Here is a 21,846-nt window from a genome sequence, read left to right on the forward strand (position 1 = left end):
CGACTCGAGGGCATGAGCCCGGTTCAATACCGAGCTCACGCCCTCGCGGCCTAATCTGACTTCACGGTCCAACAAACCGGGACCAGTTCACAGCTGGCACCGCGCCTCCCGTCCGTGCGTGCGTGCGCTGTCTTGCTCGCTGCCGGATGCGTGCGCATCTTCCGACGCTCCACTTGTCGATCGACGCGTGGTCCGTCGGAAGATGCGCACTCATCCAGTGCGTGTGCATGTTCCGACAGCACACGCGTCGTTCCCCTGGTGGTCTGTCGGAACTTGCCCACGCATCGGCCGTGAGCGAAGCGAGCTGGCGGGCGGTGGCCGTGAGCGCAGCGAACTGGCGGGCGGTGACCGTGAGCGCAGCGAACTGGCCGAGGCGGTGACGCCCTGAGCGCAGCGATGGCGGCACTCGCCGGGAGACGCAACAGAAAATGCCCCCGGACCGAAAGGTCAGGGGGCACTGCATGTTTCTGTGTCCGAAGGGGGACTTGAACCCCCACGCCCTAATACGGGCACTAGCACCTCAAGCTAGCGCGTCTACCAATTCCGCCATCCGGACTGGATGTGTGGCGATTTCCCCGGGTTTCCCCGGCGTGCCTGCCGAGAGAAAACACTAGCACGGGTCTGAACGCCCGATGAACACGGCCGCGCATCCCGGGCGCGTCCAGAGGGCTGGGTTCCCGGCGCGTCCCGCGGCGTCACCGGGCCGGGGCGCGTCGGTGCGGACCGATACCGTGGTGGCATGACGAACCCGGAGCCGACCGCGACCGAGCTCGAGGCCACCGCGGCGATCGCGCGCGACCTCATCCGCATCGACACCACGAACTGGGGCGAGGGGAAGTCGCGCGGCGAGACCGAGGCGGCGCACTACGTCGAGGACAAGTTGCGCGGGCTGGGCCTCGAGCCGCAGTTGTTCGAGTCCGAGCCGGATCGCGTCAGTGTCGTCGCGCGGGTGCCCGGCCGCGATCGTGACAAGCCGGCCCTGGTGGTGCACGGGCACCTCGACGTCGTGCCGGCCGATCCGGCGAACTGGTCGGTCGACCCGTTCGGCGGTGTCGTCAAGGACGGCTCGCTGTGGGGGCGGGGCGCCGTCGACATGAAGAACATGGACGCGATGATGCTCACGTCGCTGTCGGACGTCATCGCGGCGCAGGGGGCTCCCGAGCGGGACCTCGTGATCGCGTACTTCGCCGACGAGGAAGCCGGGGGAGTCCTCGGCTCGCACCACGTCGTCGAGCACCACCCCGAGGTCTTCGCCGGGGCCAGTGCCGCGATCAGCGAGGTGGGCGGGTACTCGATCACCCTCGGCGACCGTCGCGCCTACCTGCTGCAGACGGGCGAGAAGGCGCTGATGTGGATCAAGCTCGTCGCCCGCGGCACCGCTGCGCACGGCTCGCACGTCATCCGCGACAACGCCGTGACGAAGCTGGCCGCGGCGGTCGCCCGGATCGGCAGCGAGGAGTGGCCGGTTCGCCTGTCGGCCACGACGGACGCGATGGTCGCCGAGGTCGCTCGGTTCCTCGGCGTCGACCCGACCGTGACGGGCCCGGACGAGGTCGCGCTCGCGACCGGGTCGGCCTCGCGGTTCATCCACGCCGCGCTGCACACCACGACGAACCCGACGGTCCTGACCGCGGGCTACAAGCACAACGTGATCCCGGACACGGCCGAGGCGCTCGTCGACATCCGGTGCCTGCCCGGCGACGAAGAGTCCGTGCTGGCGCGTGTGCGGGAGCTCGCCGGTGACGAGGTCGAGGTCGTGATGTCCTTCCGTGACATCGGTCTCGAGCAGGACTTCGGCGGACCGCTCGTCGACGCCGTCCGCGACGTCCTCGGCCGCCACGACCCGGGCGCCCCGGTGCTGCCGTACCTGCTGTCCGGCGGCACGGACAACAAGGCGCTGTCGACGCTCGGGATCGCCGGGTACGGCTTCGTGCCGCTGCAGCTGCCCGCCGGGGTGGACTTCCCGGCGATGTTCCACGGTGTCGACGAGCGGGTGCCGCTCGACTCGCTGGCCTTCGGTCGGCGTGTTCTCGGGGACCTCCTGGCCACGTACTGATATTGTTCATGGTCGCCTGCGTGGCGGTGTCCTGACCGACCTCCCCCGAAAGGCCCGTGCGTGCACATCCTCGAGGCGATCTTCCTCGGCTTCGTCCAGGGGCTCACCGAGTTCCTGCCGGTGTCCTCCAGCGCGCACCTGCGCATCGTCGGGCTGTTCCTGCCCGACGCGAAGGACCCGGGCGCGGCCTTCACCGCGGTGACGCAGCTCGGCACCGAGACCGCGGTGCTGATCTACTTCTGGAAGGACATCACCCGGATCGTCGGGCGGTGGTTCCGCTCCGTGTTCCGGCGCGACGTCCCGAAGGGCGACCCCGACGTGCGCCTCGGGTGGCTCGTGATCCTCGGCACCATCCCGATCGGCATCGCGGGACTCCTGCTGAAGGACTCCATCGAGACCACGTTCCGCTCGCTCTGGATCGTCGCGATCGTGCTCATCGTCTTCGGCATCGTGCTCGGGGTGCTCGACGTCGTCGGCCGCAAGGAGCGTCGGATCGAACACATGACCTTCGGTGGCGGCATCCTGATCGGGCTCGCCCAGGTGCTCGCACTCGTCCCCGGGGTCTCCCGCTCCGGCGCGACCGTGTCGATGGGGCTCGCGCTCGGGTACACGCGGCCGGCCTCGGCGCGGTTCGCGTTCCTGTTGGCCGTCCCCGCGGTGTTCCTGTCCGGTCTGTACGAGGCCGCGACGAGCCTCGGTGACCACGGAGCGCCGTTCGGACTCGCCGACACGCTCATCGCGACGGTGGTGGCGTTCGTCGTCGGGTTCGTGGTGATCGCGGCGTTCATGAACTACATCAGCAAGCGCAGCTTCATGCCGTTCGTCGTGTACCGCATCGCACTCGGTATCGTTCTCATCGTGTTGTTGTCGCTCGGAGTGATCCAGCCGTGAGGGCCTGGCAGGCCCCGTCCGTCCCCGACGTCCCCGGCGCAGCGCCGCGGCCCGTCGTGCACGACACCGCCACCGGCAATCCGGTCGACCCGACGCAGGGCGAGGAGCGCGCTGCGCTGTACGTCTGCGGGATCACCCCGTACGACGCCACCCACCTCGGGCACGCGGCGACCTACCTGGCGTTCGACACGCTCGGCCGCGCGTGGCGCGACGCCGGCCTCGACGTCGAGTACGCGCAGAACGTCACCGACGTCGACGACCCGCTGCTCGAGCGCGCCACCCGCGACGGCGTCGACTGGCGCGAGCTCGCCGCGTCGCAGATCGACCTGTTCCGTCGCGACATGGAGTCGCTGCGGATCCTGCCGCCCGACGACTTCGTGGCCGTCACCGACGAGGTCGACCGCGTCGCCGAGGCCGTCGCGTTCCTGCAGGAGACCGGCTCCGCCTACGAGGTCCCCACCCCGGACGCCGAGGGCGAGGACCTGTACTTCGACGTGAACCACCCCACCGACGCGTGGTCGCTCGGCGACGAGAGCGGCCTGGACCGCGAGACCATGCTCACGCTCGCTGCCGAGCGCGGCGGCGACCCGGAGCGCCCCGGCAAGCGCGACCCGCTCGACCCGCTGCTCTGGCGTGCGGCCAGAGACGGTGAGCCGAGCTGGGACTCCGAGATCGGCCCCGGCCGGCCCGGCTGGCACATCGAGTGCAGCGTCATCGCCGGCGACCGCCTCGGCCTGCCGATCAGCGTGCAGGGCGGCGGCAGTGACCTCGTCTTCCCGCACCACGAGATGAGCGCCGGACACGCAGCGGCCCTGGCGCACCAGCCCCTGGCACACGCGTTCGTGCACACCGGGATGATCGCCTACCAGGGCACGAAGATCTCGAAGTCGCTCGGCAACCTCGTCACCGTGCGGGGGCTGCTCGACGACGGCGCGGACCCCCGCGCGATCCGGCTCGCGCTGCTGTCGCACAAGTACTCCGACGACTGGGAGTGGTTCGACGCCGAGCTCACGAGTGCCACGACGCGCCTGGCGACCTGGGATGCCTGGGCATCGGGTGCATCCGCCGGGCACGCCGACGATGCGGCCGACGTGGCGTCCCGGATCCGGGCGCGGGTCTCCGACGACCTCGACACGCCGGGTGCGGTCGCCGCGGTCGACACTGCGATCGCCGGGGGCACTGCGTGCACGCCGGAGCTCGCCGACCTGATCGACGCGCTGCTCGGCATCCGTCTGGCCTGAGCTCGGGAGGGGTTGGGGAGCTGGCTGTCGGCCCGCCTCGACAGGTCACGACACGTCGTGTGCGGGCCGCCGGTCGGTCAGGAACTGTCGCGTTGGCGGGCGGCAACCGACAGTTCGCGACCACCTTGCGGAGGTGAGCGGGGTGCCGTGACCGTTCGCGACCCCCGGACGGGAGGCCCGTGGCGGACCCGCCCCGTGCCTCCCGTCCGCTGTGCGGTCGCAACACGTCGCGTGCGTGCCGGCGACAGGTCACGAACTGTCGCCGAGGCTGGCGGCAGCCGACAGTCCGCGACCGCTCGGCGGAAGTGAGCGGGGTGTCGGCTACTGCTGCGGGGGCCGCCAGGGCCCCTCGCCACCAGCGGTACCGCCGTCCTTGCCGTCCTTGTGCTCGCGGCGCCGCAGGTACTGCTCGAACTCCTGCGCGATCGCGTCGCCCGAGGCCTCGGGGGAGTCGACGGTGTCGCGGGCCTGCTCGAGCTGCCCGATGTACGAGGCCATGTCCTCGTCGTCGGCGGCGAGGGCGTCGATGCCGTCCTCCCACTCGGTGGCGTCGTCGAGCAGGGTGCCACGGGGCACGGTGACGTCGGTGAGCTCCTCGATCTTGTCGAGCAGCGAGAGGGTGGCCTTGGGTGACGGCGAGTTGTGCACGTAGTGCGGGACCGAGGCCCAGAGCGACAGCGTGGTCAGCCCGGCCTTGTCCATCGCGTCGGCCAGGACACCGAGGATGCCGGTCGGACCCTCGTACGAGGACTTGTCGACGTCGAACGCGGTGCGGACGCCGGCGTTCTCGCTCGAGACGAAGACCGAGATCGGGCGGGTGTGCGGGACGTCGGCCAGCATCGCGCCGACGAAGACGACGGCGTCGATCGAGTACACGTCGGCGAGGTCGATGATCTCGGCGCAGAAGCCGCGCCAGGTGCGCGAGGGCTCCGGACCGACGAGGACGAACACGTCGCGGTCGGTCGGGGAGCCGGTGGCGCCGATGACCGGACGGCCCTCGGCCCCGGGGCCGTGCAGCACGATGCGGGGCCACTGCACCCCACGGGCGCCGGTCTCGTCGGACCCCATGGTCGGACGGTTGAACTGGTAGTCGACGTACCGCTCCCCGTCGAGCTCGCGCAGCTCGTCGAGCCCGAGGGACTCGACGATGCGGCGGGCGAGTCCGCTCGCGGCTTCGCCGGCGTCGTTCCAGCCCTCGAAGGCGACGACGAGCAACCGGCCGTCGCTGAAGGGGGAGTGCTGTGGCACGGAGCGGACCTCCTGGTGGTGGAGCGGAGCGGGGCGGGCACGACGAGGCACCCGGCCGGACACGATGCAGGCATCCACTGTAGGCCCCGGCGACGCCCGCGGGCATGCGCGTCCGCGCCCAGCGGAACGGCCAGGCCGCCCGCGCCCGCGCCGCGCCCGCCGTGTGCACGGCCCGCGCCCGCCGCGGCACACGGCCCCGGTAGACTCGTCGCCCGTGACCGCGCATCCTCCTGCCCTCGTCCCGCCCGCAGCCGTGCTGTGGGACATGGACGGCACGATCATCGACACCGAGCCGATCTGGCAGCGCTCCCAGGTCGACCTGACGAACCGCTACGGCGCCGAGTGGACCCACGAGGACGGCCTGTCCCTGGTCGGCTCCGGCCTCGAGCGCTCCGGCGAGCTCCTGCGCGCCAAGGGCGTCGACATGGAGGTCGAGGAGATCATCCAGTGGATGACCGAATACGTGATGGAGCACCTGCGCGCAGGTGAGCTGCCGTGGCGCCCGGGTGCCCGCGAACTCGTCGAGGAGCTCCACGCCCGCGGCATCCCCACCGCACTGGTGACGATGTCCCGCCGCAAGATGGCACTCGTCGCCGCCGAGGCGCTGGGCGAGCGCGGGTTCCGCGTCGTCGTGGCCGGTGACGACGTCGACCGTCCGAAGCCGTACCCGGACGCCTACCTCTCCGCCGCCGCCCAGCTCGGCGTCGAGCCGACCGCGTGCGTCGCGATCGAGGACTCCGCCACCGGCGTCGCCTCGGCCGTCGCCTCCGGCGCCGTCACGGTCGCCGTGGAACACATCGTCCCGCTGTCCGAGATCGCCGGCGGTGACGTGCACCTGACCACCCTGTCGGGTGTCGACGTCGACCGCCTGGTCGAGTTGACGGGGCCGGCGCTGGCCGCACGCGCTGCCGTGACGGGAGGCCCGGCTCCTGACCCGGCGCACGCTGCGGACACCGAGGGAGCCACCCGATGAGCCACACCGACGACCCGACACCGGCCCTGCCGCACACCGCCGGTGGCGCACCCCACACGCCGCCGCGTGGCCCGTTCCGGGCCGGCGACCGCGTGCAGCTCACCGGCCCGAAGGGCAAGCTCACGACGCTGTCCCTCGAGACCACCGGCGAGTACCACACGCACCGCGGGGTCCTCCGGCACGACGACGTCATCGGCCAGCCCGACGGCTCGGTGATCCGGGCCAGCACGGGCGACGAGTACCTCGCGCTCCGTCCGCTGCTCAACGACTACGTGATGTCGATGCCGCGTGGTGCCGCCATCGTCTACCCGAAGGACGCCGCCCAGATCGTGGCGTTCGCGGACGTCTTCCCGGGCGCCCGGGTGGTCGAGGCGGGCGTCGGTTCCGGTGCCCTCTCCCTGTTCCTGCTGCGGGCGATCGGTCCGACGGGGCAGCTGCAGTCCTTCGAGCGTCGCGAGGAGTTCGCCGCGATCGCACAGGGCAACGTCGGCACGTTCCTCGGCGCCGTCCCGGACAACTGGTCGGTGACCGTCGGCGACCTGGTCGAGGAGCTGCCCGGCGCCGTCGACGAGCAGAGTGTCGACCGCGTGGTCCTCGACATGCTCGCGCCGTGGGAGTGCGTCGATGCCGCAGCCGACGCCCTCGTGCCCGGCGGACTCATCGTCTGCTACGTCGCGACCGTCACCCAGCTGTCCCGCACGGCCGAGGCCCTGCGCGACACCGGCCGCTTCACCGACCCGATGCCGAGCGAGACCCTGGTGCGCACCTGGCACGTCGAGGGGCTCGCCGTCCGACCGGACCACCGCATGGTCGGGCACACCGGGTTCCTCATCACGGCCCGTCGTCTCGCCGACGGCACCGTCCTGCCGAACCTGAAGCGCCGCGCGGGCAAGGTCGAGTTCTCCGACGAGGACATCGAGGCCTGGACCCCGGGCGCCGTGGGCGAGCGCGCGACGAGCGACAAGAAGCTCCGCAAGGTCGCGCGGCAGTCGGCGGCGCAGGCCCGCAAGGTCGCCGCTGCCGAGGCCGGGTCCGCAGCAGCCGCTGCCGAGGGGTCCGAACCCGTCAGCGACGCGTCCGAGCCGACCGACGGCGAACGGTAGGCTGACGGTCGTGCCCGTCCTGCATCGAACGGAAAGAGGGTCCGTGCGCACCATCCCCGCACTCCTGGTCACCATCGGTCTCGTGGCGTCGCTCACGGCGTGCGCCTCGAACGGCGCCGGCACCACCCCCTCGAGCTGCGCCGCACCCGGTGCGGCGTCCGAAGCGGTGACCGCCACCGGCGCGTTCGGCAAGGAGCCGAAGGTGTCGATCCCGAGCGGACTCACCACGAAGGGCACGCAGGTCTCCGTCCTGGAGCAGGGCGACGGCCGCACGATCGACGACGGCACCCCCGTCCTGATCGAGTACACGCTCGTCGACGGCGCCACCGGCGAGGTCGCGCAGACCAGCGGGTACTCCGGGCAGACGGCCCCGATCACCGCCGGTGCGAGCAACTACGGCGCCCTCGGCGAGTCGCTCGAGTGCGCGCAGGTCGGCGACCGCCTGGCCGTCGCACTGCCGAAGAGCGCCCTCAGCAGCTCGGACACCAGCGCGACCACCGACAGCGGCTCGTCGGGGAAGACCGAGGACGCCGTCATCGCCGTCATCGACGTCAAGCGGGCCTTCGACGCCCGCGCGACCGGCACTCCGCAGCTCGCCGGCGACAAGATGCCCGCCGTCGTGCTCGCACCGTCCGGCGCCCCCGGCATCACGATCCCGTCGTGGAACGCGCCGAAGTCGAACGAGACGCACCTGCTCCGCAAGGGGTCCGGTCGCGTGCTCACCGCCAAGGACACCGCGGTCATCAAGTACACCGCCGTGACGTGGGGCGCTGACCCGTCCGTGGCCGGCTCCAGCTGGACCGACGGCTCGGGCGCGCAGACCGTGCCGCTCACCAAGGGCCAGGTCGACGAGGGAGTCCGGAACGCCATCGTCGGGCACCACGTCGGCGACCAGGTCCTGGCCGTCGTGAACCAGCAGGGCACCGCCTACGCGTACGTCATCGACGTGCTCGGAGCGATGTCGAGCTGACGCTCCCACACCGTCCACCGACCGCGGCGCGGGTGCACTCCGGTGCACCCGCGCTGCCGTAGGATCGCCTCGTGCCAGCGACCCGTGTGCCCCGTGTGCCCGCAGAGGAGCGGCTGTTCAGCCTCGTGCTCGCGCTGCTCTCGACGGAGTCCGGGCTGACCAAGGCGGAGATCCTGACCAACGTGCAGGGCTACCGCCAGCGGTTCACACCGGGTGGGGACAACGCCTCACTCGAGCGGCAGTTCGAGCGCGACAAGGACGACGTCCGCGAGCTCGGCATCCCGCTCGAGACCATCGAGACACCGGGTGCCGCCGGCAATAACCAGACGCTGCGGTACCGGATCCCGAAGGGCGAGTACGACCTGCCCGTCGACGTCCGCTTCACGCCGGACGAGTCGGCCCTGCTGTCGCTGGCCGCCATGGCCTGGCGCGAAGGCGCGCTGTCCGCTGACTCGCGTCGCGGGCTGCTGAAGGTCCGGTCCGCGGGTTCCGAGGACGACGACGGCGCACTCCAGCTCGGCGTCGACGCGTACGCCCCACGGCTCCGAGCACGCGACGCGGCGTTCGAGCCCCTCCGCTCCGCGCTCGACCGCGGTGCCGCCGTCCGGTTCGACTACATCACCCCGGGCCAGCACGAGGCCCGTCGTCGCGAGCTCGCCCCGCTCGCCCTGGTGCAGCACGGCGGCCGCTGGATGCTCGCCGCCCACGAGTTCGCCACGGACTCGGACAAGAACTACCTGCTCTCACGCATCGTCGGACCCGTCACGCAGTACGACGTCGGGCAGCACACCGCCCCGGTGGGCGCGGGGGAGCGCACGCTCGCCGAACTCGAACGGATCTGGTCAGCCCGCACGGCGCGCATCGCGGTGACCCCCGGCTCCGACGCCGAGCGGCGGCTCGCCCGTCGTCGTGACACCGAGACCGACGCCGACGGCGCACTCGTGCTGCACCACGTCGACCCGCAGATCCTGGCCGAGGAACTCGCCGCCTTCGGACCCGAGGTCCGGGTGCTCGAGCCGGAGGACCTGCGGCTGCGCGTCGTTGAGCGGCTCCGTGCGCTCGTGCGCGACCACAGCGACGGAGAGGAGTCCGCCCGTGGCTGACGCCCAACCCCTGCAGGCGCAGGACAAGCTCGCCTTCCTGCTCGCCCTGGTGCCGTACCTGATCGACCGCGAGCGCGTCTCGGTGGCCGAGGCCGCGCGCCACTTCGGTGTCCCCGAGGCCCGCATCCGCCGCGCCGTGGAGCTCATCGCGGTGTCGGGGGTCCCCGGCGAGACGATGCAGTACCAGCACGGCGACCTGTTCGACATCGCCTGGGACGACTTCGACCAGAACGAGATGATCGTCCTGACGAACCTCGTCGCCATCGACGACTCGCCCCGACTGTCCGCGCGAGAAGCTTCTGCGCTCATCGCCGGGCTGCAGTACCTCTCCGCGCTGCCCGAAGCCGCTGACCGCGACGCCATCCGAGCACTCATGGCGAAGCTGTCGCGCGGTGCCGGCGGTGCCGCCTCGACGGTCGCGGTCGGGCAGGACCTGCACGACGTCGCCCTGGCAACGATCCGTCGTGCGATGGCCGGCGGCCGCGGGTTGTCCTTCGAGTACGCCGGTCCGCGCACCCAGGGCGGCACCCGCCGGGTCGACCCGCTCCGCGTCGAGTCGATCGACACCGACTGGTACCTCCGCGCCTGGGACCTCGACCGGCAGGCGCTCCGGACCTTCCGCCTCGACCGGATGTCCGGTGCACGCGTCGACGACCGTGCGGTGGAGAAGTCGGCGGACCAGGTGGTGATCCCGGACACGCTGTTCCAGCAGTCGGCAGAGGACGTCATCGTCACCGTCGAACTCGACTCGTCGTCGCTGCCGCTCGTGGCCGACTTCCTTGCCGACACCGCGGACGCCCCTGACGCCGAGGCGCGCGTGCGCATCCGGCTCGCGGCGTCGAACGGCTTCGACGGGGTGGTCCGGCTCGTCGCTGGGCTGCCCGGCCGTGCCGTGGTGCTCGACCCGCCAGCGGCGCGGGACGCGGTGCGGGACTTCGCGGCCGCCGCCCTCGCCGCCGGCTGACGTCGCAACCCCGCCGCCGACCGCTCCTGCATGTGCGTTCGCACGGAGCGCGCCGAACTGTCGGTCCCCACCCCGTAGGATCGACCCATGGCTTCGACGACCGCGCGCGGGCGAGCGAGGCGGCAAGGGCGCCGTGACAACGACGCCGAAGGCCGCATGTCGCTCGGGCAGCACCTCATCGAGCTGCGCAACCGCCTGTTCCGCGCAGTGATCGCCGTGGTCATCGCCGCGGTCGGCGGATGGTTCCTGACCCCGTTCGTGCTGGACTCGCTCCGGGCACCGGTGGCCGAGCTCGCCAAGGTCGGCGGGCACACGGCCGAGCTGAACTTCCCGATGATCACGGGCGCGTTCGACCTCAAGCTGCAGATCGCGATCACGATCGGCATCGTCATCGCCAGCCCGGTCTGGCTCTACCAGATCTGGGCGTTCATCGTGCCCGCCCTGGTGCGGCGCGAGAAGCAGTACGTGTGGGGCTTCCTCGGCACCGCGATCCCGCTGTTCTTCGCCGGGTGCTACTTCGGGTGGTACATCCTGCCCCACGTGGTGGGCATCCTCGGCAGCTTCGTGTCGAGCCAGGACACCTCGATCGTCGACGCGAAGGCGTACTACGACTTCGTCATCAAGCTCATCGTCGCGGTCGGGATCGCGTTCGTGCTGCCGGTCTTCATCGTGCTGCTGAACTTCGTCGGCGTCCTGTCGGCGGCGGCGATCATCAAGTCCTGGCGCATCGCGATCCTGTGCATCCTGGTCTTCTGCGCGATCGTCACGCCGAGCGCCGACGTTATCTCGATGTTCCTGCTGGCCGTCCCGATGGTGGTGCTCTACATCGCCGCGTGCGTCGTGGCGTGGTTCCACGACCGCAGGGTGGCGAAGAAGCAGGCCAAGCTCGACGAAGAGTACGGCCTGTGACGGGCGCGGACCTCAGCGCGGCCGAGCGCTTCGCCGCCGCCAAGGTCCGGAACCGCTCCCGCAACCTGGAGCTGTTCCGCGCCGACCTGCGCTTCGACCTCGACCCGTTCCAGTTCGCCTCGTGCGACGCGCTCGACCAGGGCCGCAGCGTCCTCGTGGCCGCGCCGACCGGTGCCGGCAAGACGATCGTGGCCGAGTTCGCGATCTGGCTGGCGATGCGGCAGCCGACGGCGAAGGTGTTCTACACGACGCCGATGAAGGCGCTGAGCAACCAGAAGTACGCCGAGCTGGTCGAGGTCTACGGCGAGTCCGAGGTGGGCCTGCTCACCGGTGACACGAACGTGAACCCGCGGGCGCGGGTCGTCGTGATGACGACCGAGGTCCTGCGGAACATGATCTACGCCGATTCCGACCTGCTCGACGACCTGGCCTGGGTCGTCCTCGACGAGGTCCACTACCTGGCCGACCGGTTCCGCGGTGCGGTGTGGGAAGAAGTGATCCTGCACCTGCCGACCGAGGTCCGGCTGGTGTCCCTCAGTGCCACGGTCTCCAACGCGGAGGAGTTCGGCGACTGGCTGCAGGCCGTCCGCGGGGACACCGACGTCATCGTGTCGGAAGACCGCCCGGTCCCGCTCGAGCAGCACGTCCTGGTCGGTTCGAAGATGGTCGACCTGTTCGACTCGAGCGGTGCGGCGGCGACGAACCGCGTCAACCCGGAACTGCTCCGCATGGTCGGTGGAGCCTCGCGTAGCGAACGGCACGGCGGCGGCCACCGTGGCGGACGAGGGCGTGGGGGATACCACGACCGCCGTGGGCCGCGTACCGAGAAACTGCACCGCGAACGCATCGCGCACATGCTCGACGAGCGGATGCTGCTGCCCGCGATCTTCTTCGTGTTCAGCCGCGCCGGGTGTGACCAGGGCGTCCGGAACGTCCTGCGCTCCGGCCTGTCGCTCACCACGGTCCCGGAGCGCAACGAGATCCGCGAGACCGCGGAGTACCACTGCCGCACCCTGCCGGACGAGGACCTCGCCGTCCTCGGCTACTGGGAGTTCCTCGAGGGCCTGGAGCGCGGTGTCGCCGCGCACCACGCCGGCATGCTCCCCGCGTTCAAGGAGGTGGTCGAGAACCTCTTCCAGCGCAAGCTGCTCAAGGTCGTGTTCGCCACCGAGACCCTGGCGCTCGGTGTGAACATGCCCGCGCGCACGGTGGTGCTCGAGAAGCTCGAGAAGTTCAACGGCGAGGCCCGTGTCCCGATCACCCCGGGGGAGTACACCCAGCTCACCGGGCGTGCCGGGCGCCGTGGCATCGACGTCGAGGGGCACTCGGTCATCCAGTGGACCGACGGTCTCGACCCCCAGGCCGTCGCCTCGCTCGCCAGCCGACGCACCTACCCGCTGAACTCGTCCTTCAAGCCGACGTACAACATGGCCGTCAACCTGATCGACCAGTTCGGGCGGCAGCGCACGCGTGAGGTCCTCGAGACCTCGTTCGCGCAGTTCCAGGCCGATCGCTCCGTGGTCGACCTGGCCCGCAAGGTCCGCTCGCAGCAGGAGTCCCTCGAGGGCTACCGCGAGGCCATGCAGTGCCACCTCGGCGACTTCACCGAGTACTCGACGCTCCGCCGCGAGCTCTCCGACCTCGAGCGCACGAACGTGCCCGGTGGACGCGAGGCCTCGCACGGCGCGCGGCAGGAACGGCAGACCGCGATCACGGCGGTCCGCCGCCAGATGCAGCGGCACCCCTGCCACGCCTGCCCCGACCGCGAGGCGCACGCTCGATGGGCGGAGCGTTGGTGGAAGCTCAAGCGCGTCAACGACAAGCTGCTCCAGCAGATCCGGTCCCGCACCGGTGCCGTGGCGACCACGTTCGACCGGGTCACCGACGTGCTCCTGCAGCTCGGCTACCTCGTCGACGCCGGCAACGGCGAGGCCACCGTGGCCGCTGGCGGCCGCCGACTGCAGCGCATCTACGGTGACCGCGACCTGCTCGTCGCCGAGTGCCTCGAGGCGGGTGTCTGGAAGGACCTCACCCCGGCGCAGCTCGCCGCGATGGCCGCCACGATCATCTACCAGCCCCGCCGCGACGATGCCCCCGGCACCGAGCACGCGTTGCCGCGCGGCGCGTTCCGTCCGGCGCTCGACGAGACCCTGACGATCTGGTCGCGCCTCGACGACATCGAGCGCGACGCCCGTCTGGCCGGTTCGGTGCCGCCCACCCCGGCGATGGCGGTCGGCATGTTCCGCTGGGCCTCCGGCTCGGCCCTCGACGACGTCCTCCGCACCCTCGACCTGCCCGCCGGCGACTTCGTCCGCTGGTCGAAGCAGGTCATCGACCTGCTCGACCAGATCCGGAACGCCGGTGACGACGACCTCGCCCAGACCGCCCGACGTGCGACCGACGCGGTGCGCCGCGGCATCGTCGCCTACGCCGCGGTCTGACAGGAGGCACGGTGCGGGTTCCGGAGACCGGTGTGCGCGGGGTGCCCGCGCGCGTGGGCCGCGGTGCGGTCGCGGACGGCCCGTTCGCGGCGCTCCCGCTGGGCAGCGCGCTGCCCCTGGCCGTCATCGGCGGGCTGCTCTTCGCGCTCGCGTTCCCGTCGCCCGGTTGGTGGTTCCTGGCCTTCCCGGCGCTCGCGTGCATGCTGCTCGCCGCGATGGGCCAGCGTGCCCGCAGGGCCGCGTGGCTCGGCTACGTGGCCGGTGCCGCGTTCTGGATCCCGGCCATCTCGTGGGCTGGGCGCTACCTGGGGCCCGTCCCGTGGTTCGCACTGGCGTTGTTGGAGGCGGCGTTCTTCGCCCTCGGCAGCGTCGCGATCACCCTCGCGTACCGCTGGGTCGCGCGCGTGGTGCCCTCGACCGCCGGACGCGTGTGGGGCCTCCCGGCCGTGGTCGCCGCACTGTGGACCGGACGCGAGTGGTTCTCGGGGAGCTGGCCGTACGGCGGTTTCGCCTGGGGGCGCGTCGGCCTGTCGCAGTCGCAGGGGCCGTTCACCCACCTCGCCGCGTACGTCGGCGTCCTCGGGGTGACGTTCGTGGTCGTCTACTGCGTCGCGGTGGTCGTGTCGCTCGCCCTCGTGTCCCCGCGGGTGCCGGGCGCGACCCTGCGGCTGCCGGTCCGGGTCGCGACGGCCGGGTTGCTCGTCGCCGCCGTGCTGGCGGTGCCGGCCTGGCCGACCGCGACCTCCGGCACCATCCGGATCGAGTCGGTGCAGGGCAACGGGCCGGCCGGGTACTTCGACCGTGCGGCGCCGGGCGAGGTCCTGGCGGCGCAGGTCGCGGCGACCGACGTCGAGGCGAAGGGCGTCGACCTCGTCGTCTGGCCCGAGGCCTCCGCCGAGTTCGACCCGCGCCAGCAGCCCGTGATCGCGTCGTCGCTCGACGCCGTCGTCGACTCGGTCGGTGCGCCGCTGGTCGCCGGAGCCATCACGCAGACCCCGTCCGGGGTGCTGCACAACACGTCGTTCGTGTGGACCGCCGACGGATGGCAGTCGTCCTACGACAAGAAGCGCCCGGTGCCGTTCGGCGAGTACGTACCGGACCGGTGGTTCTTCTCGAAGCTCGCGCCGTCCCTGATCGGCCTGCTGCAGCGCGACTACACGCCGGGGACGAAGCCGAACGTCCTGCCGGTGGCGGGGATCGAGGCGGGCATCGCGATCTGCTTCGACATCGTCGACGACGGACTGACCCGCGACATGGTGCGCGGGGGAGCGCAGGTGATCCTCGCGCAGACGAACAACGCGGACTTCTCCGGCACCGACGAGAACCTGCAGCAGCTGGAGATCGCACGGATGCGGGCGATCGAGACCGGTCGGTCCCTCGTCAACATCTCGACCGTCGGCGCCTCGCAGGTCATCGACCCGTCCGGACGCACCATCGACCGGGTCCCCGAGTACACCGCGACCTCGATGGTGACCGACGTGCCGCTCGGTACCTCGACGACCCCGGCGACGCTCGCGTCGGGGGCGATCGCCTTGTTCCTGTCGCTCGGCGGGCTCCTCGTGCTGCTCGCCTGCGCACCGTGGGGGCGCCGCAAGCGCTCCTGATCCGCCGCCGCGTCCCTGTGCGTCCGAGGCCGTGATCCTGTGCATCGGGGCCACGCACTGGGAACGGACTGTGAATGCGCCCAGTCGGGAACGACGGCGCGTGGGACAGTGTTGTGGAGGGCAGACGAGCGAGAGGAGCACACACATGGCTGATCGGAGTCTCCGCGGCATGCGGCTCGGGAGTCAGAGCCTCCAGAGCGAAGAGGGCGTCGAGCTCTCGGACCGCAAGCGCGCGGTCTACCAGACCGATTCGGGGGAGACCTTCGACATCGTCTTCTCCGCTGACGCAGACGTGCCCCAGACCTGGTCGGAGCCACGCTCCGGCCGCGAAGGACGCCTGCTCGGTGACGACGGCATCCCCGTCGAGGTCGCAGCAGAGGACGTCAAGGCGCCCCGCACCCACTGGGACATGCTGCTCGAGCGTCGCTCGCGCGAGGAACTCGAGGAGCTCCTCGAAGAGCGCCTGCAGGTCCTCCGTGCACGACGCGGTGCCTGACACCACCACCTGACGAACGACGATGCCCGCCCCGGTTCCCCGGGGCGGGCATCGTCGTTCGTGGTGGTGCGGGTCAGCGTCGGCCGGAGCCGTCGCTGGTGCGGTGCCCCGACGCTTCGTCGTTCGGGTGCTGCGCGGCGTCGGCCTGCGGGGCCGGCGCGTCGTCGACCTTCTCGGCGGTCGCGTCGTCGGCGGCCGCGAGGTGCGCGTCGACGCTCCGGTTCGACTCGGCCAGTCGTGCGTCGAGGTCGGACTCGGGGACGATGTCCGCGGCGGTGGCGTCCGCACGCGGCATGGTCGTGTCGGCCGAACCGGCGGCCGCGGTGTTCGCCAGGCTCTCGTTCGCGAGCTTGGATATGCGGGAGAGGAAGTCCCCGCCCGAGCCGGCGCCGGCGACGGGGCCGCTGCCGCTCCGTCCGCCGGAGAAGCCCTTCGCGATGCCGGACAGTGCCTCGGTGAACTCGCTCGGGATCATCCAGAGCTTGTTCGCGGTGCCCTCGGCGATCTTCGGCAGCATCTGCAGGTACTGGTAGGAGAGCAGCTTGTCGTCGGGGTCACCGGTGTGGATGGCTTCGAAGACCGTGGCGATGGCAGAGGCTTCACCCTCGGCGCGGAGCACCTGGGCCTTGGCGTCACCCTCGGCTGCGAGGATGGCGGCCTGCCGCTGCCCCTCGGCCTCGAGGATCTGGGACTGCTTGGTGCCCTCGGCCTGCAGGATCGCGGCACGACGGCTCCGCTCGGCACGCAGCTGCTGCTCCATGGCGTCCTGGATGGACACGGGCGGCTCGATCGCCTTGAGCTCGACACGGCCGACGCGGATGCCCCACTTGCCGGTCGCTTCGTCGAGCACGACGCGGAGCTGACCGTTGATGTTGTCACGGCTGGTCAGGGCCTCTTCGAGGTTGAGGCCACCGACGACGTTGCGGAGCGTGGTGGTGGTGAGCTGCTCGACGGCGCCGAGGTAGTTCGCGATCTCGTACGTCGCCGCGCGGGCGTCGGTGACCTGGAAGTACACGACGGTGTCGATGGAGACCACGAGGTTGTCCTCGGTGATCACCGGCTGCGGCGGGAACGACACGACCTGCTCACGCATGTCGAGCAGGGGCCGCAGGCGGTCGATGAACGGCACGAGCAGGTTCAGGCCCGGCGAGAGCGTCTTGTGGTACTTGCCGAGGCGTTCCACGATGCCCGCGGTGGCCTGCGGGACGATGCGGATCGCCTTGGCCAGGACGACGATCACGAAGATGACGACGACGAGGATCAGGACGAGCAGTGCGATCGTCCCGGGTGTGATGGTCACGAGGTGGCCCTTTCTGCGAGGCGCACGACCGCGGTCGACCCCTCGATCGACTCGACGACCACGGGGGTGCCGAGTGGCGGAGTGCGGTCGATGGCGCCCACGGCGAACCGTGCGCTCCAGGTCTCGCCGTTGGCCAGGCGGACCTGGCCGGGAGCAGATGATGTGAACGCGACGGCGACGGTACCGGGGAGCCCGATGAGCCCCTCGATGTTCGTGCGGTGCGGGTCGGCGCCTCGGCCGAGCATGAGCAGCAGGCGCGGTCGCACGAGCGACAGCAGCACGAGCGCGAGCACGGCGGAGATGATGGCGGACAACCACCACGGGGCGCCGAGCAGGGCGGCGATCAACCCACCGGCGGCTCCGGCCGCGAGCATGATGAAGATGAAGTCGAGGGTGAAGATCTCGACCACTCCCAGCAGCAACACCAGTCCGATCCAGACGATGGTCTGGATCCAATCGATTCCGTTCACGCGATCTCCCTCCCTCGGTCGCGCGCCGTGGCTCGCAGCGTCGCGACGGCCGGTACAACTCCGTTCAACATATCAGGAGGGTCGGTCGGCCGTGCAGGCGATTGGTAGGCTCGGTGCGGCCGACCGGCCGGAACACGACCTGGAGAACACGACTGTGAGCAACCCCCTCGCCCCCGGATCCCTCACCGACACGCGCGCCGTCGTCACCGGCTCGTCGCGCGGCATCGGCGCCGACACCGTCGGGTACCTGGCCGAGGCCGGCGCCAAGGTCGTCGTGAACTACCGCAACAAGGCCAAGCGCGCCGAGCAGATCGCCGAGAAGGTCGTCGCCGCCGGCGGCTCCGCCCTGGCGATCGGCGCCGACCTGACCGACCACGAATCGGTGCAGGCCCTCGTCGACACCGTCGTGCAGGAGTGGGGCGGCATCGACCTGCTCGTCCTGAACGCCTCGGGTGGCATGGAGTCCGGCCTCGGCGAGGACTACGCGCTCCGCCTGAACCGCGACGCGCAGGTCGACATGCTCCAGACGGCCGTGCCGCACATGCCCGCCGGGTCGCGCGTCGTGTTCGTCACGAGCCACCAGGCCCACTTCGTCGAGACCGCCGAGACGATGGACGAGTACGTCCCCGTCGCCAAGAGCAAGCGCGCCGGCGAACTCGCCCTGCGCGAGCTCATCCCGCAGCTCGAGGCCGCCGGCATCGAGTTCGTCGTCGTCTCCGGCGACATGATCGAGGGCACGATCACCGCCACCCTGCTGAACCGCCTGAACCCCGGCGCGATCGAGGGCCGCCGGCAGGAGGTCGGCAAGCTCTACAGCGTGTCGGAGTTCGCGGCCGAGATCGCCCTCGCTGCGATCGAGCCGATCCCCGCCGACCACACCAAGCTCGTCGGCGACGTCAGCGGCTTCGTCGGCTAGCGTCGGGCGGGTGACTGCCAAGCCCGGCCTGCGCCGAACCTCCCGCATCATCCTGCTCGACCCCGAGGGTCGCGTGTTCCTGATGGACACGAACTCGCCGTCGTCGGACGGTGCACACCGGTGGATCACGCCGGGTGGCGGGGTCGACCCCGGCGAGGACCACCGCGACGCGGCGATCCGCGAGCTGCGCGAGGAGACCGGCATCGTCATCGACGACCCGGGCGAGCCCGTCTGGTCCTGGGACTTCACCGTCGAGTGGGACCTCGCCGACCACGACCGCGGTCACAGCGAGTTCTACGTCGTGCGCACCCCGGGCTTCGAGTTGTCGGACGCCGAGTGGACGGACGACGAGCGGGTCGACATCCTCGCGTCGCGCTGGTGGACCGCCGACGAGCTCGAAGCCACCGATGAACCGTTCGAACCGGCGGAGCTGCCGGAGCTGGTGCGTCGGTTCGCCGTGAGCTGACCCGGCCGCCGCCTGACCCGGCCGTCGTCTGACCCGGCCGTCGTCTGCACGGTGCCGGGTCCGTCGGTCGGTGCGGGGTCGGTGGCGTGGTGCGCGCTTGTGGCGCTGCACGGTGCGTGGAACCGCGCACGGGGTGAGAAGGTGCGCACGGTGCTGACGGGAGGCACGGTGCGGGCGTGACCCGTGCCTCCCGTCCGGTGGTGGGGTGCGTCCACCGCACGGTGCCGGGTTGTCTTGTCGGTGTCGGTACCCGTCGGTACGCTGATCGACATGCACACCAGTTCCGGCGACGACGGCGTTCCGAGCCGGAGCGTGCACGCGGCTGACGGCCACGACCGGATCCGCGTGCGCGGTGCCCGCGCCAACAACCTGCAGGGGATCGACGTCGACCTGCCGAAGCGTCGACTCACGGTGTTCACCGGTGTGTCCGGGTCCGGCAAGAGCTCGCTCGTGTTCGGCACCGTCGCCGCCGAGTCGCAGCGGATGATCAACGAGACGTACAGCGCCTTCGTGCAGGGCTTCATGCCGTCGCTCGCACGACCCGACGTTGACCTGCTCGACGGCCTGACAACCGCGATCGTCGTCGACCAGGAGCGCATCGGTGCCGACCCGCGGTCGACCGTCGGCACCGCCACCGATGCGAACGCGATGCTGCGCGTGCTCTTCAGCCGTCTGGGCGACCCGCACGTGGGTGGCCCGAACGCGTTCTCGTTCAACCTGGCGACGGTCACCGCCGGGGGAGCGATCACCGTGCAGAAGGGCAAGGACGCCAAGGCCGAGAAGGTCTCGTTCACCCGGCTCGGTGGCATGTGCGCCGACTGCGAGGGGCGCGGACTCGTCAACGACATCGACCTGACGCAGCTGTTCGACGACTCGAAGGCGCTCGGCGACGGGGCGATCACGATCCCCGGCTACGGCACCGACGGGTGGAACGTCCGGATGTACGCGGAGTCCGGGTACTTCGACAAGGACACCCCGATCCGCGACTTCACCGAGCAGGAGCGCGCCGACTTCCTGTACCGCGAGCCCACGAAGCAGAAGATCGCCGGCATCAACATGACGTACGAAGGGCTCGTTCCCCGGGTGCGCCGCTCGATGCTGCAGAAAGACCGCGAGGCGATGCAGCCGCACATCCGCGCCTTCGTCGACCGTGCGGTGACCTTCACGACGTGCCCGGCGTGCGGTGGTACCCGGCTGAACGACATCGCCCGCTCGTCGAAGATCGACGGGAAGAGCATCGCCGACGTCTGCTCGATGCAGATCACCGACGTCGTGCCGTGGCTGCGGGCCATCGACGACCCCGGCGTCGCGCCGCTGCTCGACGGCCTCCGCGACCTGCTCGAGTCCTTCGTCGAGATCGGTCTCGGCTACCTCTCGCTCGACCGCCCGACCGGCACGCTGTCCGGGGGAGAGGGGCAGCGGGTCAAGATGGTGAAGCACCTCGGGTCGTCCCTCAGCGACGTCACGTACGTCTTCGACGAGCCGAGCACCGGTCTGCACCCGCACGACATCGAGCGGATGAACGGCCTGCTGCTGCGGCTGCGCGACAAGGGGAACACCGTCCTCGTGGTCGAGCACAAGCCTGAGGTGATCGCGATCGCCGACCACGTCGTCGACCTCGGCCCGGGCGCCGGCTCCGGCGGCGGGACGCTCTGCTACCAGGGTCCGGTGCAGGGCCTGCGGGGGAGCGGGACCATCACCGGTCAGCACCTGGACGACCGCGTCTCGGTGAAGACCGCCGTCCGCCGGTCCGACGGGGCGATCGCGATCCGCGGTGCGTCGGCGCACAACCTGCACGACGTCGACGTGGACGTCCCCACCGGGGTGCTCACCGTCGTGACGGGTGTCGCCGGGTCCGGCAAGAGCACGCTGATCCACGGGTCGCTCGCGCATCGCGAGGGTGTCGTCGCCATCGACCAGAGCGGGATCCGTGGCTCCCGGCGCAGCAACCCGGCGACCTACACCGGGCTGCTCGAACCGATCCGCAAGGCGTTCGCGAAGGCCAACGGCGTGAAGCCCGCGCTGTTCAGCGCGAACTCCGAAGGTGCGTGTCCCGCGTGCAACGGCGCCGGTGTCGTGTACACCGACCTCGGGATGATGGCGGGCATCGCCACGCCGTGCGTGGAGTGCGACGGCAAGCGGTTCGACCAGTCGGTGCTCGGCTACCAGCTCGGCGGCAAGGACATCAGCCAGGTCCTGGGCATGTCCGTCGCTGAGGCCGTGGCGTTCTTCGCCGATGGTCCTGCCGCGCTGCCTGCTGCGCACACGATCCTGGCGCGCCTGGCCGACGTCGGACTCGGGTACCTGACCATCGGGCAGCCGCTCACGACGCTGTCGGGCGGAGAACGGCAGCGGCTCAAGCTGGCGACCCACCTCGGCGAGCGTGGCGGCATCGTCGTGCTCGACGAACCGACCACCGGACTGCACCTGGCGGACGTCGCCCAGTTGCTCGGGCTGCTCGACCGCTTGGTGGACTCGGGCAAGACCGTCGTGGTGATCGAGCACCACCAGGCCGTGATGGCGCACGCCGACTGGATCATCGACCTCGGGCCCGGCGCGGGGCACGACGGCGGCCGGATCGTGTTCGAGGGCACGCCCGCCGACCTCGTCGCCGCTCGCTCGACACTGACCGGCCAGCACCTGGCGACCTACGTCAGTGCCTGAAGCAGGGGACAGGTTCGTGCGCGGAACCTGA

General features: G+C 71.0%; 18 protein-coding genes and 1 tRNA gene. 15 read left to right on the forward strand and 4 right to left on the reverse strand.

The genetic code is table 11. The annotated features are described in order from the left end of the window. Positions 1 to 470: 470 nt before the first annotated feature. Positions 471 to 556 (reverse strand) — tRNA-Leu (locus ITJ69_RS13400). Positions 557 to 739: 183 nt separating this feature from the next. Here ITJ69_RS13400 and ITJ69_RS13405 point away from each other — a divergent pair. The 3 genes from ITJ69_RS13405 to mshC are packed head-to-tail and all read left to right on the forward strand — an operon-like array spanning position 740 to position 4,188. After that, the gene (locus tag ITJ69_RS13405; RefSeq protein ID WP_123937896.1) at positions 740 to 2,056 is read left to right on the forward strand and encodes a M20/M25/M40 family metallo-hydrolase; all 1,317 of its coding nucleotides are present in this window, start codon (positions 740 to 742) and stop codon (positions 2,054 to 2,056) included. Between the two features lie 60 nt (positions 2,057 to 2,116). Continuing rightward, complete coding sequence (locus tag ITJ69_RS13410; protein WP_194672998.1) at positions 2,117 to 2,947, forward strand: undecaprenyl-diphosphate phosphatase; 831 nt, start codon at positions 2,117 to 2,119, stop codon at positions 2,945 to 2,947. Beyond that, the gene (gene mshC / locus ITJ69_RS13415) at positions 2,944 to 4,188 is read left to right on the forward strand and encodes a cysteine--1-D-myo-inosityl 2-amino-2-deoxy-alpha-D-glucopyranoside ligase (RefSeq protein WP_194672999.1); all 1,245 of its coding nucleotides are present in this window, start codon (positions 2,944 to 2,946) and stop codon (positions 4,186 to 4,188) included. Before ITJ69_RS13410 ends, mshC begins: the two co-directional genes overlap by 4 nt. Positions 4,189 to 4,509: 321 nt before the next feature. Here the strand turns inward: mshC and ITJ69_RS13420 are convergent, their stop codons facing one another. Beyond that, the gene (locus ITJ69_RS13420) at positions 4,510 to 5,436 is read right to left on the reverse strand and encodes a proteasome assembly chaperone family protein (RefSeq protein WP_123294397.1); all 927 of its coding nucleotides are present in this window, start codon (positions 5,434 to 5,436) and stop codon (positions 4,510 to 4,512) included. Positions 5,437 to 5,650: 214 nt separating this feature from the next. Here ITJ69_RS13420 and ITJ69_RS13425 point away from each other — a divergent pair, with 214 nt between their 5' ends. The 9 genes from ITJ69_RS13425 to ITJ69_RS13465 all read left to right on the forward strand — a co-directional run bounded on the left by ITJ69_RS13425 (position 5,651) and on the right by ITJ69_RS13465 (position 15,999). Next, positions 5,651 to 6,409, forward strand: coding sequence for an HAD family phosphatase (locus ITJ69_RS13425; RefSeq protein WP_323743107.1), 759 nt, complete (start codon positions 5,651 to 5,653; stop codon positions 6,407 to 6,409). Next, positions 6,406 to 7,512 carry a tRNA (adenine-N1)-methyltransferase gene (locus tag ITJ69_RS13430; protein WP_228505671.1) on the forward strand — a complete coding sequence of 369 codons (1,107 nt, stop codon included), beginning with the start codon at positions 6,406 to 6,408 and terminating at the stop codon, positions 7,510 to 7,512. Before ITJ69_RS13425 ends, ITJ69_RS13430 begins: the two co-directional genes overlap by 4 nt. A 43-nt stretch (positions 7,513 to 7,555) precedes the next feature. Then, entirely contained in the window at positions 7,556 to 8,482 is a 927-nt protein-coding gene (locus tag ITJ69_RS13435) for a hypothetical protein (RefSeq protein WP_173168589.1), read from the forward strand. 71 nt (positions 8,483 to 8,553) lie between these two features. Then, a complete protein-coding gene (locus ITJ69_RS13440) occupies positions 8,554 to 9,585 on the forward strand; it encodes a helix-turn-helix transcriptional regulator (RefSeq protein WP_123294400.1) in 1,032 nt (343 codons plus the stop codon). Beyond that, a complete protein-coding gene (locus ITJ69_RS13445) occupies positions 9,578 to 10,549 on the forward strand; it encodes a helix-turn-helix transcriptional regulator (RefSeq protein WP_123937905.1) in 972 nt (323 codons plus the stop codon). Before ITJ69_RS13440 ends, ITJ69_RS13445 begins: the two co-directional genes overlap by 8 nt. Positions 10,550 to 10,705: 156 nt before the next feature. Then, positions 10,706 to 11,458, forward strand: coding sequence for a twin-arginine translocase subunit TatC (tatC, locus tag ITJ69_RS13450; RefSeq protein WP_111084003.1), 753 nt, complete (start codon positions 10,706 to 10,708; stop codon positions 11,456 to 11,458). Beyond that, on the forward strand, positions 11,455 to 13,899 hold the full coding sequence (locus ITJ69_RS13455; protein WP_194673000.1) for a DEAD/DEAH box helicase: 2,445 nt from the start codon (positions 11,455 to 11,457) through the stop codon (positions 13,897 to 13,899). Before tatC ends, ITJ69_RS13455 begins: the two co-directional genes overlap by 4 nt. Before the next feature lie 11 nt (positions 13,900 to 13,910). Beyond that, complete coding sequence (lnt, locus tag ITJ69_RS13460) at positions 13,911 to 15,503, forward strand: apolipoprotein N-acyltransferase (protein WP_323743108.1); 1,593 nt, start codon at positions 13,911 to 13,913, stop codon at positions 15,501 to 15,503. A gap of 145 nt (positions 15,504 to 15,648) precedes the next feature. Beyond that, positions 15,649 to 15,999 (forward strand): RNA polymerase-binding protein RbpA, encoded by a 351-nt coding sequence (locus ITJ69_RS13465; RefSeq protein WP_111084006.1) that lies wholly within the window; start codon positions 15,649 to 15,651, stop codon positions 15,997 to 15,999. 73 nt (positions 16,000 to 16,072) lie between these two features. Here ITJ69_RS13465 and ITJ69_RS13470 read toward each other — a convergent pair whose 3' ends face one another. Both ITJ69_RS13470 and ITJ69_RS13475 read right to left on the reverse strand, forming a co-directional pair. Beyond that, positions 16,073 to 17,299, reverse strand: a complete 1,227-nt coding sequence (locus ITJ69_RS13470) for an SPFH domain-containing protein (protein ID WP_123671760.1) — start codon at positions 17,297 to 17,299, stop codon at positions 16,073 to 16,075. Continuing rightward, positions 17,296 to 17,769 carry an NfeD family protein gene (locus ITJ69_RS13475; protein WP_235035827.1) on the reverse strand — a complete coding sequence of 158 codons (474 nt, stop codon included), beginning with the start codon at positions 17,767 to 17,769 and terminating at the stop codon, positions 17,296 to 17,298. Before ITJ69_RS13475 ends, ITJ69_RS13470 begins: the two co-directional genes overlap by 4 nt. 154 nt (positions 17,770 to 17,923) lie before the next feature. Between ITJ69_RS13475 and ITJ69_RS13480 the strand changes: the two genes are divergently transcribed. From ITJ69_RS13480 to ITJ69_RS13490, 3 genes are all read left to right on the forward strand, one after another. After that, positions 17,924 to 18,685 (forward strand): SDR family oxidoreductase, encoded by a 762-nt coding sequence (locus tag ITJ69_RS13480; protein ID WP_111084008.1) that lies wholly within the window; start codon positions 17,924 to 17,926, stop codon positions 18,683 to 18,685. Positions 18,686 to 18,695: 10 nt separating this feature from the next. After that, positions 18,696 to 19,151 carry an NUDIX hydrolase gene (locus ITJ69_RS13485; RefSeq protein WP_159571342.1) on the forward strand — a complete coding sequence of 152 codons (456 nt, stop codon included), beginning with the start codon at positions 18,696 to 18,698 and terminating at the stop codon, positions 19,149 to 19,151. A 270-nt stretch (positions 19,152 to 19,421) separates the two neighbouring features. Further along, positions 19,422 to 21,815 (forward strand): ATP-binding cassette domain-containing protein, encoded by a 2,394-nt coding sequence (locus tag ITJ69_RS13490; RefSeq protein WP_194673001.1) that lies wholly within the window; start codon positions 19,422 to 19,424, stop codon positions 21,813 to 21,815. The last annotated feature ends 31 nt before the right edge of the window (positions 21,816 to 21,846 follow it).

It is taken from the genome of Curtobacterium sp. VKM Ac-2887, assembly GCF_015350935.1.
Taxonomy (GTDB): domain Bacteria; phylum Actinomycetota; class Actinomycetes; order Actinomycetales; family Microbacteriaceae; genus Curtobacterium.